Below are 12591 nucleotides of genomic sequence, written 5' to 3'. Positions count from 1 at the left end.
AGGATTGGGGCGTGACCGAATCCCGCCCCCCGTTCCCGCCGTTCACGCGGGAGACCGCGCTGCAGAAGGTGCAGGCGGCCGAGGATGCCTGGAACACCCGCGACCCGCACCGCGTCAGCCTGGCGTACACGGTCGATTCGCGGTGGCGAAACCGCGGCGAGCACATCGTGGGCCGCGACGAGATCGTGGCGTTCCTGACCCGCAAGTGGCAGCGCGAACTGGATTACGCGCTGCGCAAGGTTCTTTGGGACTTCCACGACAACCGCATCGCGGTCCGCTTCCAATACGAGTGCCGCGACCAGTCGGGGCAGTGGTATCGCAGCTACGGCAACGAGCTGTGGGAGTTCGCCGAGTCGGGGCTGATGGCCCGCCGCGAAGCCAGCATCAACGACGTGCCGATCGACGAATCGCAGCGACGCATCTTCGGGCCCCGCCCGTCGTCCGAACACGCCCACGACATCCCGCTCTGGTAGCGGCGCGCAACAACGACGCCTTGTGACCTCACAACGGTGTGGCCGCTACTGCATCGGCATGCGGCGGCGAACCATCGACCGGGAGTCGATCGCCCGTCGGCGGGGTATCCCGCCCCGGGTGGCCCAGAGCCGATCACCCATCCATGGCGGAACCTGGTTAAGGTAGCGAAGCGCGCGGCCGAGCCAGCGCCACGCCCATCGGCACGGACAGTACGTAAGAGTACGGAAAGTAGATGTACGCGCCATGACAGATGCGCAGACGACGGTAGGAGTGGTCTCCGAGTCCGGGGCCGACGAGCGGCGGGTCGCGCTGGTGCCGAAGGCGGTGGCGTCGCTGGTGGGCAGCGGCGTGGCGGTCGTGGTCGAGTCCGGCGCGGGCGAACGGGCGCTGCTGCCCGACGCGCTCTACACCGAGGCCGGCGCCACCATCGGGGACGCGTGGGCCGCCGACGTCGTGGTCAAGGTCGCGCCGCCGACCGCGGACGAGGTCGGCAAGCTGCACAGCGGGCAGACGCTGATCGGCTTCCTGGCGCCGCGCAACGCCGAGAACTCGATCGGAGCTTTGAAGCAGGCGGGCGTGCAGGCGTTCGCGCTGGAGGCCATCCCGCGGATCTCGCGGGCGCAGGCGATGGACGCCTTGTCGTCGCAGGGCAACGTGGCCGGCTACAAGGCGGTGCTGCTGGCGGCCTCGGAGGCGACCCGGTTCTTCCCGATGCTGACGACGGCCGCCGGAACGGTGAAGCCGGCCACGGTGCTGGTGCTCGGGGTCGGGGTGGCCGGGCTGCAGGCGCTGGCGACGGCCAAGCGGCTCGGTGCCCGCACCACCGGTTACGACGTGCGGCCCGAGGTGGCCGATCAGGTGCGCTCGGTGGGCGCGCAGTGGCTCGACATCGGGATCGACGCGGCCGGTGAGGGCGGATACGCCCGCGAGCTGACCGACGAGGAGCGCGCGCAGCAGCAGCAGGCGCTGGAGAAGGCCATCAGCGGTTTCGACGTCGTGATCACCACGGCGCTGGTCCCGGGCCGGCCCGCGCCGCGGTTGGTGACCGCCGCGGCCGTGGAGGCGATGAAGCCCGGCAGCGTGGTGGTGGACCTGGCCGGCGAGACCGGCGGCAACTGCGAGCTCACCGAACCCGGCAAGACGGTCGTCAAGCACGACGTCACCATCGCGTCGCCGCTGAACCTGCCGGCGACGATGCCCGAGCACGCCTCCGAGCTCTACAGCAAGAACATCACCGCTTTGCTGGACTTGCTGCTCACCGACGGCAAGCTGGCGCCGGACTTCGACGACGAGGTCATCGCGGACTCCTGTGTGACGCGGGACTGAGAGGACTACATGTACGACGAACTGTTGGCCAACGTGGCGATCCTGGTGCTGTCCGGGTTCGTCGGGTTCGCGGTCATCTCCAAGGTGCCCAACACGCTGCACACGCCGCTGATGTCGGGCACCAACGCCATCCACGGCATCGTGGTGCTGGGCGCGCTTGTGGTGTTCGGCTCGGTCGAGCACCCCTCGCTGGCGGTGCAGATCATCCTGTTCGTGGCCGTCGTGTTCGGCACCCTGAACGTCATCGGCGGGTTCATCGTCACCGACCGGATGCTGGGCATGTTCAAGGGCAAGAAGAAACCGGTGCCCGCCGCGAGTGAGGAGCCGGCCGCCAAATGAACTACTTGGTCATCGGCCTGTACATCATTTCGTTCGCCCTGTTCATCTACGGCCTGATGGGCCTGACCGGGCCCAAAACCGCGGTGCGGGGCAACCTGATCGCCGCGGTGGGCATGGCGATCGCGGTGGCCGCGACGCTGGTCAAGATCCGCCACACCGACCAATGGGTGCTGATCATCGCCGGCCTGGTGGTGGGCGTGGTGCTCGGTGTCCCGCCGGCGCGCTACACCAAGATGACGGCGATGCCGCAGCTGGTGGCGTTCTTCAACGGCGTCGGCGGCGGCACCGTCGCGCTGATCGCGCTGTCGGAATTCATTGAGACGCAAGGCTTTTCGGCGTTCCAGCACGGTGAGTCGCCGACCGTGCACATCGTGGTGGCGTCGTTGTTCGCCGCGGTCATCGGCTCGATCTCGTTCTGGGGATCGATCATCGCGTTCGGCAAGCTGCAGGAGATCATCTCGGGCGCACCGATCGGTTTCGGCAGGGCCCAGCAGCCGGTCAACCTGCTGCTGCTGGTCGCCGCGGTGGCCGCGGCGGTGGTGGTCGGGGTGCACGCCCATCCCGGCACCGGCGGGGCGTCCCTGTGGTGGATGATCGGGCTGCTGGCCGCGGCCGGCGTGCTGGGCCTGATGGTGGTGCTGCCCATCGGCGGCGCCGACATGCCGGTCGTCATCTCGCTGCTCAACGCGATGACGGGGTTGTCTGCCGCGGCCGCCGGTCTGGCGCTGAACAACACCGCGATGATCGTGGCCGGCATGATCGTCGGCGCGTCCGGCTCGATCCTGACCAACCTGATGGCCAAGGCCATGAACCGCTCGATCCCCGCGATCGTCGCCGGCGGCTTCGGCGGCGGCGGGGTGGCCCCCAGTGGCGACGGCGGGGGAGACAAGACCGTCAAGGCCACCTCGGCCGCGGACGCCGCGATCCAGATGGCCTACGCCAACCAGGTGATCGTGGTGCCGGGCTACGGCCTGGCCGTCGCGCAGGCGCAGCACGCGGTGAAGGACATGGCGGCCCTGCTGGAGGACAAGGGCGTGGAGGTCAAATACGCCATCCACCCGGTCGCCGGCCGGATGCCCGGGCACATGAACGTGTTGCTGGCCGAGGCCGAGGTCGACTACGACGCCATGAAGGACATGGACGACATCAACGACGAGTTCGCGCGCACCGACGTCGCGATCGTCATCGGCGCCAACGACGTCACCAACCCGGCGGCCCGCAACGACGCGTCCAGCCCGATCTACGGCATGCCGATCCTCAACGTGGACAAGGCCAAGTCGGTGATCGTGCTGAAGCGATCGATGAACTCCGGGTTCGCGGGAATCGACAACCCGCTGTTCTACGGCGAGGGCACCAGCATGCTGTTCGGCGACGCGAAGAAGTCGGTGACCGAGGTCGCCGAGGAACTCAAAGCGCTGTAAAGACTGCGGTCCTCCGCGCCGGGGCTAAACGGGCGGGTAGGCCGGCGGCGGGTACCCGTTGCCGTCGGTGACACCGCGCAAGCCCCAGGTGAGGTACCGCATGAAGAACTCGATCTCGTCGCTTCCGTCGTAATCCGGGCTCGGATCCATCGGTCCCACCTCTCGAATCTCGTTCGAGGAGGAGTCTAGTCGCATGCCCGTCGACGTGACACCCGGCGTTTTTGCTTAAACTGTCCAACCAGTTGATTGATAGTTATTCTTGGCCGAACCGGGCCTGGCCTGCCCGTACCGACGATAGTGAGAACAGATGCCCACCGACAGCGTCACACCCAATGGGCAAACGCGGCGCGAAGAGCTGCTGGCCGTCGCCACCAAGCTGTTCGCGGCGCGCGGCTATCACGGCACCCGGATGGACGACGTGGCCGACGTGATCGGCCTGAACAAGGCGACCGTCTATCACTATTACGCCAGCAAGTCGCTGATTCTGTTCGACATCTACCGCCAGGCCGCCGAGGGCACGCTGGCCGCCGTGCATGACGACCCGTCCTGGACCGCGCGCGAGGCGCTCTACCAGTACACCGTCCGGCTGCTGACCGGCATCGCCAGCGATCCCGAGCGCGCCGCGGTGTACTTCCAGGAGCAGCCCTACATCACCGAGTGGTTCACCAGCGAGCAGGTCGCCGAGGTCCGCGAGAAGGAAGCGCAGGTCTACCACCACGTGCACGGCCTGATCGACCGCGGGATCGCCAGCGGCGAGTTCTACCAGTGCGATTCGCACGTGCTGGCGCTGGGCTACATCGGCATGACGCTGGGCAGCTATCGCTGGCTGCGGCCCAGCGGGCGGCGCTCCGCCAAGGAGATCGCGGCGGAGTTCAGCACGGCGCTGCTGCGCGGACTGATCCGCGACGAGGCGATCCGCACGACGTCTCCGCTGGGTCCTTAACCGCGCAGGTGCTTGTCGAGGAACGCGAGCTGGTCGGCGACCGCCCGCTCGAACGCGTCGTCGACATAGATCGCGAAATGGCACTCGGGATACAGCTTGACCTCGCCGCGGGGCGCTCTGGCCGCGTGGCGCAGCGTCGCCGCCGCGGGGGCCACCGAGTCGGCCTCGCACACGCAGAACAGGATCGGGCAATCGATCTTCGGTGTCAGGCGTCCCGGGCGATAGGTGAAGACCTGCAACGCGATTCGGGCGGCGACCTCGTTGCGTACGTCGGCGCCGTCGGGCACCAGCCGCAGGTAGCCCTCGTACGCGTCGGGCGTGTTCATCAACGCGACCTCGCCGGGCCGCCCCGCCGTCGCGACCATCACCGGTGGCCGGCCCCGCTTGCTCGCGAGCACGTCGCGCACCGCCCGCGCGGTGATGCGCGCGGTGATCAGCGGGTTGGTGATGGTGCGCGCGGACGCGATGCCGTCGGTGAAGGGGCACTGGGCGACGGCCGCGGCGATGCCCGGCAGCCGCGCCGCCGTCGCGATCACGTGACCGCCGGCAAAAGAGGTGCCCCACAACGCGATTCGGTCGGGATCGACACCCGGCAGGGTGCGCGCGTAGTCGACGGCCGCGGCCCAGTCGGCGAGCTGCATGCCGACGTCGAGGACCTGACGGGGCCGGCCCCCGCTGTCGCCGAAGTTGCGGTAGTCGAACACCAGGCACGCGTAGCCGGCCGCGCTGAAGCGTTCGGCGTAGGCGTCCAGGCGCATGCTCCGCACGGCGCCCAGGCCGTGGGCCATCACCAGCAGCGGCGCGGGGCCGTCGCCCGGCGGGCGGTAGAGCCAGGCGCTGATCAGGTCGTCGCCGGACGGGAACCGAAGGTCTTCGCGTGTGGTCATCAACGGTTGATTCTGCCCCCGCGGTCCACGGGCGTCCGCAGGTATGCGCGCCCAAATTAATGGACTAGTGTCTAGAAACGTTTTGAGCGCTCAACGGACGGAGACTGTCATGGCGATCCGCGTCGCGCACGTCGGTACCGGCAACGTCGGTGGGCTGGCCCTCGCCGAACTGATCACCAACCCGCAGTTCGAGCTGACCGGGGTGTGCGTCTCCACCCCGGAAAAGGTGGGTAAGGACGCGGGCGAGCTGTGCGGCGTCGGCCTGGACGCCGGCGTGGTGACGGGCGTCGCGGCCGTCGACGACCTGGACGCCATCATCGCCGCCAAGCCCGAGTGCGTCGTCTACTGCGCGATGGGCGACACCCGGCTGCCCGAGGCGATGGCCGACGTCATGCGCATCCTGGCCGCCGGCATCAACGTCGTCGGATCCTCGCCGGGGCTGCTGCAGTACCCGTGGGGCGTGATGCCCGACAAATACATCGCCCGCGTGGAAGACGCTGCCAAGCAAGGCAATTCAAGCATCTTCATCAGCGGCGTCGACCCCGGGTTCGCCAACGACCTGATCCCGTTCGCGCTCGCCGGGACGTGTCAGCGCATCGAGCAGGTGCGCTGCATGGAGATTCACGACTACGCGTCCTACAACGGCACCGAGGTCATGGACTACATGGGATTCGCCAAGCCCATGGACGAGATCCCGATGCTGCTGCAGCCGGGCATCCTCAGCATCGCCTGGGGCACCGCGATCCGTCAGCTGGCGGCCGGCCTGGGCATCGAGGTCGACGAGATCACCGAGTCCTACCAGCGCGAGCCCGCGCCCGAGGACTTCGACATCGCGGTCGGCCACGTCGCCAAGGGGACCGTGGCCGTGCTGCAGTTCGAGATCCGCGGCATGGTCAAGGGCCACCCCGCCATCGTCATCGAGCACGTCACCCGGCTGCGGCCCGACCTGCGCCCGGACCTGCCCCAGCCCGCCGCGGGCGACGGCTCGTACCGCGTCGAGATCACCGGCGAGCCCTCCTACGCGGTCGACATCATTCCCAGCAGCCGCAAGGGCGACCACAATCACGCCGCGATCGCGGGCGCCGCGGGCCGCGTCGTCAACGCCATCCCGGCGGTGATCGCGGCGCCCCCCGGCATCCGGACCACGCTCGGCCTGCCGCTGGTCACCGGAAAAGGCCTTTACGCACCAAGCACTTTGGTGACCAGTTAATCGAAAGGAGACCCAGGTGGGTCGCGTTGACGGAAAAGTTGCACTGATCAGTGGCGCCGCCGGTGGGATGGGCGCCGAAGACGCGCGCCTGCTCGTCGAGGAGGGCGCCAAGGTTGTCATCGGCGACATCCTCGACGACCAGGGCAAGGCGCTGGCGGACGAGATCGGGGAATCCGCGCGCTATGTACACCTCGACGTCACCCAGCCCGACCAGTGGGAAGCCGCGGTCGCGACCGCGGTCGGCGAATTCGGCAAGCTCGACGTTTTGGTCAACAACGCCGGCACCGTCGCGCTCGGCCCGCTCAGGAGCTTCGATCTGGCCAAGTGGCAGAAGGTCATTGACGTCAATCTGACCGGAACATTCCTGGGCATGCGGGTGGCCGTCGACCCGATGATCGCGGCCGGCGGTGGCTCGATCATCAACGTGTCGTCGATCGAGGGCCTGCGCGGTGCGCCCATGGTGCACCCGTATGTCGCATCCAAGTGGGGAGTGCGGGGCCTGGCCAAGTCGGCCGCCCTGGAGCTGGCAAAGCACAACATCCGGGTCAACTCCATACACCCCGGCTTCATTCGCACCCCGATGACCAAGCACCTGCCCGAGGACATGGTGACCGTCCCGCTGGGCCGGCCCGGGCAAGTGCGGGAGGTCGCAACGTTCGTGCTGTTTTTGGCCAGCGACGAATCGTCGTATGCCACCGGCAGCGAGTTCGTCATGGACGGCGGCCTGATCACCGACGTGAACCACAAGGACTTGTTCTAGTGCGGTGCTATAACCGCAATCATGCTGCGTAGGCTGGCCGGCCTGGTCGGATCGAATCACGTCGTCACCGACCCCGACGTGCTGGCGGCGCGCAGCGTCGACCACACCGGCCGCTACCGCGGGCGGGCGAGCGCGCTGGTGCGGCCCGGCTCGCCCGAGCAGGTCGCCGAGGTGCTGCGGGTGTGCCGCGACGCGGGCGCGCACGTGACGGTGCAGGGCGGCCGGACCTCACTGGTGGCCGGCACCGTCCCCGCACACGACGACGTGTTGCTGTCCACCGAGCGGCTGCACGCCATCGGGGACGTCGACACCGTCGAGAGCCGCATCGAGGTCGGCGCCGGAGCCACCCTGGCCGCGGTGCAACGGGCCGCGGCCGCGGCCAATCTCGTGTTCGGCGTGGACCTGTCCGCCCGCGACACGGCGACCGTCGGCGGCATGGCGTCGACCAACGCCGGCGGCCTGCGCACCGTCCGGTACGGCAACATGGGTGAGCAGGTGATCGGCGTCCAGGTCGCGCTGCCCGACGGCTCGCTGCTGCGCCGCCATAGCCGGGTGCGCCGGGACAACACCGGCTATGACCTTCCGGCGCTGTTCGTGGGCGCCGAGGGCACGCTGGGCGTCATCACCGGGCTGGATCTGCGGCTGCACGCCATCCCCCCGCACCGGGTGACGGCCATCTGCGGATTCGCCGACCTCGACGCGCTGGTTTCCGCCGGCCGGATCTTCCGCGACGTGGACGGCATCGCGGCCCTGGAATTGATCGACGGCCGGGCCGCCGCGCTGACCCGCGAGCATCGCGGCGTGGGGGCCCCGGTCACCGGGGACTGGCTGCTGCTGGTGGAGCTGGCCGCCGATCACGACCAGACCGAGCGCCTCGCCGGGCTGCTCGAGAACGTGCCGATGTGCGGTGAACCGGCGGTGGGCGTGGATCTTGCCGCGCAGCAACGGTTGTGGCAGGTGCGCGAATCACTCGCCGAGGTGCTCGGCGTGTACGGCCCGCCGCTGAAGTTCGACGTGTCGCTGCCGTTGTCGGCGATCAGCGAATTCGAAAGGCACGCCGTCGAATTGGTCAGCACGCACGCCCCCGGGGCGGTGCCGGTGCTGTTCGGGCATATCGGCGAGGGCAACCTGCACCTGAACGTATTGCGTTGCCCGGGCGAGCAAGAGCGGCACCTCTACGAGCCGATGATGGACCTCATCGCCCGCTGTGGCGGCAACGTCAGCTCCGAGCACGGCGTCGGCAGCCGCAAGCGGCCCTACCTCGCGATGTCACGCGAGCCCGCGGACATCGCCGCGATGCGCACGCTCAAGGCGGCGCTGGACCCGACCGGCTATCTCAACGCCGCGGTGCTGTTCGAGTAGCGCGCCTTCGCGAGCCCCTCGTTACCGACGCTGCTACTCGGGAAACGCGCTGCCAGTTACAGTTTCGCGGGGCTAGGACGAGCCCTTGATCCCGACCGCGTGGCGCAGCTGCGCCAGGAACTGGTCGGCGTCGTCGCTGCGCACGATGTAGTGCGAGATCGCGATCCGGATCACCGTCGCCGCCTTCACCGCGGAGTTGGGCCCGGGCAGGTGCCGCTGCAAGCCCTCGCGCATCTGCGGGATCACCCACGAGAACTGGGCGATGGTGTGCTCGGGCTCGACGTCGACCATGCGCACGCCGGAGTACGAATGCTGGTAATCGACGATGAACCGCAGCACGGCGTCGAGCTTGTCCACGCCCTTGAGGCCCGCGGTGGCCTTAACGAGGCCGCTTTCGAAGATCTGTCGCTCGTAGGCCGAAAACGCCGACAGCAACTCCTCTTTGGACGCGAACCAGCGGTACAGCGTCGGGCGGGAGACGCCCGCCTGGGTGGCCACGTCGGACAGGCTCAGCTTGGTCTTGCCGTTGCGGCCGAGCACCTCGGCGGTGGCCGCCAGAATGCGCTGACGGGTCGAGGTGTCGGTGTCGGCGATCGTCGTCGACCGGATCGGGTGGCTCATGTTTTCGCCTCCACGTTAGGCCCGAGGCGGGCGCCGGCGCACCAGCACCGACTGCTGGATGGCGCCGACCGCGCCCTGTTCGTCGAACAATGTGCCGATCGTCGTCCCGATCCCGTCCGGCCCGTAACTGGTTTCCGCCCTGATCCCGATCCAATCACCGTCGGGGACACGAAACACGTGCACGGCCAGATCGGTGTTGAGGAAGGTCCATTTGGTGATGTCCAGCTTGCTGCCGATGCCGTTGGCGCAGTCGGCGACCGCGAACAGCCGCTCCAGTTGGGTCATGGACTCGCCGTTGACCAGGTCGACGGTCGGGTTGATCCACGATTCGCCCGGGCCTTCGCTCAACGGCTCGGTCAGCCACAGCCACTCGAGGCTGTGCACGTAGTTGCGGTCCCAGTCCTTGGCCTTGAGGTTGCGGTCGTAGGCCTCGGCCCTCGGCCGGGGCAGGGGAGCCGCGGCGTGCGCGAGCTCCTCGGTGTCCTGGTGCTGCAACCGCCAACCGGTGGCGCGCGCCACCGGCCGGGGAGCGCCGTCGGGACCCGGCGCCAGCATCTCGGCGCTGACGAGTTCGATCTGCTTGCCGGGCCGTTGCACCTGCGAGCGGACCCACAGGTCGCCCTCGGCCGGCACCCCGCCCAGCAGGTCGATCACGACCCGGGACAGGCGGGTGTCGTCGCGCAGTTCGCACCGCTCCAGCGCCCGGACCAGCAGCCCCGACACCGGACCGCCGTGCTGGATCGCCGCCGACCAGGTGCCGCGCGCCAGGTCGGTCGCCCGGAACTTCTCGCCCGGCGCGTCGGCCGGGTCGATCAGCTCGTAGTAGGCGTCGGTCATCGTCAACCTCTTCGGGGGTCAGGGCAGGCCGGCGCCGGGAGTGGTCACCGTGACGGCGTCCAGCCGGGAAAGCCGGGTGCCGGCCAGGCGCTGAGGATAGGCGTCCGTGCTCGACAACAGAAACAGGGTGCGGCGCTGCGGGCCGCCGAGCGCGCAGGCGATGGCGACCCGATCGCCCATGTCGATCCGGTCGGTCACGTCCCCGCCCGCCACGATCCGCTCGAACTGGTGGGCCAGGGTCATCGACGTCCACACCCCGCCCTCGGCGTCGAGCGCGATGCCGTCGGGCGGCCCGTCCAGGCCGTCGGCGAAGATCCGGCGATCGGTCAGCCCACCGTCATCGCCGATCGAAAACGCGGTCAGCCGCCGGCCCGTCGACTCGGCGACGATCAGCGTCGTGCGGTCCGGCGTGATCACCATCCCGTTGGGGAAGTCGAGATCCTCGGCGACGACGGTCGCGCTGTCGTCGGGGTCGAGGCGGACGATGACGCCGCCGCGCAGCGCCTGGCATCCGATGTAGGCGCGGCCCACGTCGTCGATGACCATGTCACCGAGGTTGGCCGGCGCCACGTCGGCGAGATCGGCGATGGTGGCGACGCTTTCGCCGTCGTAGCGCAGCACCCGCCGGTCCTCGGTCGACGCGATCAGCAGCGAGCCGTCGGGACGGAAACCCAAGCCCGACGGCGAGTGCCCGGGCAACGGCAGCGTGGTCAGCGAGCCCCCCATGGTCGAGGTGTGGACCGCCTCGCCTAGCATGTCGGAGAACCACAGCAGGCCCTCGAACCAGCGCGGCCCCTCGCCGAAGCAGAACCCGTTGGCCAGCGGCTCGGGGATCATCCGCTCATGCCTTTGGCCAACCTTCCGCTTTACAAAACACCGAAAAAGTGTCACGCACCGCGGGTACCGGTGTCAATCTGCCGACCGGGCGAGTTCTCGTGCGACGGCCTCGTGGTAGGCGTCGATCTTCGCCGGGTTGGCCTGGATGAAGAGCTGATCCGGCAGGGGCGCGTGCTTGTACGCCTCGATCGTCATGGTCCGGGAGAACAGCGTGACGTCCTGGCCCGGCCGGGTGAAGTGGTACGACACGGTGATCCTGCCCTCCATGCCGCCGTTCCCGTCGCGGTCATGGCCCAGGCGGCCGATCGAGGTGAACACGAACAGCGTCGGCCGCACGGCGGCGGCCAGCTGCCAGCGGAAGATCCGGTCGCCGTCGGGCCCCGCTTCCTCCCAGGTGTCACCCACTTTCAGGGGTAGGTCGGGCAACCCGCCGATGTGCGCGCTGCCGGGGTAGGTCTTGGTCCAGTTCAACGGGTTGGTGACGAAGTCGTAGACGGTCTCGGCGGACTGCGTGAACGCGGTCTCCGAAGTGGTGGTCACGATACCCAATGGCGTTGCCTCCCTGCGCTTTTCGTCGGCGGGCTGGTCCGCCGGGCCGCGGTCTTGTTAGCCAAGCTTTACAAATCCTACTCAAAGTGTCACGCTGAGCCCTGAGCTGCTAGCGCGAGAGGTGGAGCGGATTTGACGAAAGCTTCCGAGGAGTCTCAGCAGACCGAGTGGACGGTGCAAGGCCTGCTGGGTCTGTTTGACGTGCAGGCCGATGGGCAGGACCGGTTCACCGGCGAGACCGGCATCGCCGGCGGCGACGAACGCCAGGTGGTGGAGGGCACCCAGGTGCTCGCACAGGCGATTGTCGCGGTGGGCAAACGATTCCCGGACAAGTCGGTGCGCTCGGCGCACGCGGTGTTCTCCCGCGCCGTGACCGTCGGCCCGCCGATCGAGCTGATCCTCGACGTCGTGGCCGAGGGCCGGTCCACCGCCACCGCCGTCGTGGCCGTGCACCAGAACGGCCGCCGGTGCCTGAGCATCACCGTGCTGGCCGACGTCCCGACCGCCGACGTCATCCGTCACCACCTGCCGCGCCCCGAGGTGGCCGCGCCGGCCGACGCCAACCCCTCACCGATGCCGATGGTCGGCCGCGAGCTGCGCCTGGTGGACGTCGTCGACGTCAACAGCCCCGACGAGGTCGGCCCGCCGGAGCTCTACGCGTGGCTGCACTACGACCCCATCCCGACCCGCGACGACCTGGCCAAGGCGCTGCTGGCGTACTTCACCGGTCACCTGGGGATCTCCACCACCATGCGCGCGCACGAGGGCATCGGCACCGCCCAGGCGCACCTGACCGTGTCCACCGCGCCGATGAGCATCTCGGTCGCCTTCCACGAGCCGGCGCGCTGGAGCGGCTGGCTCCTCTACACCCACGAGAGCACCCAGGTGGGCGCGGGCATGTCGTACGTGCGCGGCACCGTGCACGCCGAGGAGGGGGACCTGCTGGCGTCGTTCTCCCAGGAGGCGCTGATCCGCCCGCTGCGGACCAGCGACACCGCGATCGATTCCCGCGCGCGCTTCTGACG

General features: G+C 68.9%; 15 protein-coding genes. 9 read left to right on the top strand and 6 right to left on the bottom strand.

Annotated features, from left to right (window positions below; genetic code table 11):
* Positions 1–11: 11 nt before the first annotated feature.
* The 4 genes from P6281_RS25160 to P6281_RS25145 all read left to right on the top strand — a co-directional run bounded on the left by P6281_RS25160 (position 12) and on the right by P6281_RS25145 (position 3560).
* Entirely contained in the window at positions 12–473 is a 462-nt protein-coding gene (locus P6281_RS25160; protein WP_014386056.1) for a nuclear transport factor 2 family protein, read from the top strand.
* 244 nt (positions 474–717) lie between these two features.
* Positions 718–1800 carry a Re/Si-specific NAD(P)(+) transhydrogenase subunit alpha gene (locus tag P6281_RS25155; protein WP_026071122.1) on the top strand — a complete coding sequence of 361 codons (1083 nt, stop codon included), beginning with the start codon at positions 718–720 and terminating at the stop codon, positions 1798–1800.
* A gap of 9 nt (positions 1801–1809) precedes the next feature.
* A complete protein-coding gene (locus P6281_RS25150) occupies positions 1810–2139 on the top strand; it encodes an NAD(P) transhydrogenase subunit alpha (protein ID WP_008262035.1) in 330 nt (109 codons plus the stop codon).
* Positions 2136–3560 carry an NAD(P)(+) transhydrogenase (Re/Si-specific) subunit beta gene (locus tag P6281_RS25145; protein ID WP_009956633.1) on the top strand — a complete coding sequence of 475 codons (1425 nt, stop codon included), beginning with the start codon at positions 2136–2138 and terminating at the stop codon, positions 3558–3560. The genes P6281_RS25150 and P6281_RS25145 overlap by 4 nt, the downstream gene beginning before the upstream one ends.
* Positions 3561–3584: 24 nt before the next feature.
* Here P6281_RS25145 and P6281_RS25140 read toward each other — a convergent pair whose 3' ends face one another.
* Positions 3585–3710, bottom strand: a complete 126-nt coding sequence (locus tag P6281_RS25140; protein WP_003874194.1) for a hypothetical protein — start codon at positions 3708–3710, stop codon at positions 3585–3587.
* A 157-nt stretch (positions 3711–3867) separates the two neighbouring features.
* Here P6281_RS25140 and P6281_RS25135 point away from each other — a divergent pair, with 157 nt between their 5' ends.
* Entirely contained in the window at positions 3868–4503 is a 636-nt protein-coding gene (locus tag P6281_RS25135) for a TetR/AcrR family transcriptional regulator (protein ID WP_008262031.1), read from the top strand.
* On the opposite strand, the gene P6281_RS25130 is transcribed toward P6281_RS25135, so the two are convergent.
* Entirely contained in the window at positions 4500–5390 is an 891-nt protein-coding gene (locus tag P6281_RS25130; protein WP_014386055.1) for an alpha/beta hydrolase, read from the bottom strand. The two genes, P6281_RS25135 and P6281_RS25130, sit on opposite strands and share 4 nt — an antisense overlap.
* 109 nt (positions 5391–5499) lie before the next feature.
* On the opposite strand from P6281_RS25130, the gene P6281_RS25125 reads away from it, so the two are divergent.
* The 3 genes from P6281_RS25125 to P6281_RS25115 are packed head-to-tail and all read left to right on the top strand — an operon-like array spanning position 5500 to position 8722.
* The gene (locus tag P6281_RS25125; RefSeq protein WP_324738550.1) at positions 5500–6600 is read left to right on the top strand and encodes an NAD(P)H-dependent amine dehydrogenase family protein; all 1101 of its coding nucleotides are present in this window, start codon (positions 5500–5502) and stop codon (positions 6598–6600) included.
* 16 nt (positions 6601–6616) lie between these two features.
* Complete coding sequence (locus P6281_RS25120) at positions 6617–7360, top strand: glucose 1-dehydrogenase (RefSeq protein WP_009956630.1); 744 nt, start codon at positions 6617–6619, stop codon at positions 7358–7360.
* Positions 7361–7381: 21 nt separating this feature from the next.
* The gene (locus P6281_RS25115; protein ID WP_014386053.1) at positions 7382–8722 is read left to right on the top strand and encodes an FAD-binding oxidoreductase; all 1341 of its coding nucleotides are present in this window, start codon (positions 7382–7384) and stop codon (positions 8720–8722) included.
* Positions 8723–8794: 72 nt separating this feature from the next.
* On the opposite strand, the gene P6281_RS25110 is transcribed toward P6281_RS25115, so the two are convergent.
* The 4 genes from P6281_RS25110 to P6281_RS25095 form a co-directional block, all read right to left on the bottom strand.
* Positions 8795–9343 carry a TetR/AcrR family transcriptional regulator gene (locus tag P6281_RS25110; protein ID WP_036459890.1) on the bottom strand — a complete coding sequence of 183 codons (549 nt, stop codon included), beginning with the start codon at positions 9341–9343 and terminating at the stop codon, positions 8795–8797.
* A gap of 15 nt (positions 9344–9358) precedes the next feature.
* On the bottom strand, positions 9359–10180 hold the full coding sequence (locus P6281_RS25105; RefSeq protein ID WP_008262015.1) for a thioesterase family protein: 822 nt from the start codon (positions 10178–10180) through the stop codon (positions 9359–9361).
* Between the two features lie 18 nt (positions 10181–10198).
* Positions 10199–11017: an SMP-30/gluconolactonase/LRE family protein gene (locus tag P6281_RS25100; protein WP_008262013.1), complete on the bottom strand. Its 819-nt coding sequence runs from the start codon at positions 11015–11017 to the stop codon at positions 10199–10201.
* A gap of 72 nt (positions 11018–11089) precedes the next feature.
* Positions 11090–11566: a polyketide cyclase gene (locus tag P6281_RS25095; RefSeq protein ID WP_008262011.1), complete on the bottom strand. Its 477-nt coding sequence runs from the start codon at positions 11564–11566 to the stop codon at positions 11090–11092.
* A gap of 132 nt (positions 11567–11698) precedes the next feature.
* Between P6281_RS25095 and P6281_RS25090 the strand changes: the two genes are divergently transcribed.
* The gene (locus P6281_RS25090; protein WP_020823837.1) at positions 11699–12589 is read left to right on the top strand and encodes an acyl-CoA thioesterase; all 891 of its coding nucleotides are present in this window, start codon (positions 11699–11701) and stop codon (positions 12587–12589) included.
* Positions 12590–12591: the final 2 nt, after the last annotated feature.

This window comes from Mycobacterium sp. 5-140-3-2, assembly GCF_035666375.1.
Classification (GTDB): domain Bacteria; phylum Actinomycetota; class Actinomycetes; order Mycobacteriales; family Mycobacteriaceae; genus Mycobacterium; species Mycobacterium intracellulare.
The sequence above is the reverse complement of the archived record's forward strand: the minus strand, read 5'-3'. Positions and strand labels throughout refer to the sequence as shown.

Coding starts and splice junctions, on each gene's coding strand:
- P6281_RS25155 (WP_026071122.1), top strand. CDS start 718: ATGACAGATGCGCAGACGACGGTAGGAGTGGTCTCCGAGTCCGGGGCC.
- P6281_RS25150 (WP_008262035.1), top strand. CDS start 1,810: ATGTACGACGAACTGTTGGCCAACGTGGCGATCCTGGTGCTGTCCGGG.
- P6281_RS25145 (WP_009956633.1), top strand. CDS start 2,136: ATGAACTACTTGGTCATCGGCCTGTACATCATTTCGTTCGCCCTGTTC.
- P6281_RS25140 (WP_003874194.1), bottom strand. CDS start 3,710: ATGGATCCGAGCCCGGATTACGACGGAAGCGACGAGATCGAGTTCTTC.
- P6281_RS25135 (WP_008262031.1), top strand. CDS start 3,868: ATGCCCACCGACAGCGTCACACCCAATGGGCAAACGCGGCGCGAAGAG.
- P6281_RS25130 (WP_014386055.1), bottom strand. CDS start 5,390: ATGACCACACGCGAAGACCTTCGGTTCCCGTCCGGCGACGACCTGATC.
- P6281_RS25125 (WP_324738550.1), top strand. CDS start 5,500: ATGGCGATCCGCGTCGCGCACGTCGGTACCGGCAACGTCGGTGGGCTG.
- P6281_RS25115 (WP_014386053.1), top strand. CDS start 7,382: ATGCTGCGTAGGCTGGCCGGCCTGGTCGGATCGAATCACGTCGTCACC.
- P6281_RS25110 (WP_036459890.1), bottom strand. CDS start 9,343: ATGAGCCACCCGATCCGGTCGACGACGATCGCCGACACCGACACCTCG.
- P6281_RS25105 (WP_008262015.1), bottom strand. CDS start 10,180: ATGACCGACGCCTACTACGAGCTGATCGACCCGGCCGACGCGCCGGGC.
- P6281_RS25100 (WP_008262013.1), bottom strand. CDS start 11,017: ATGATCCCCGAGCCGCTGGCCAACGGGTTCTGCTTCGGCGAGGGGCCG.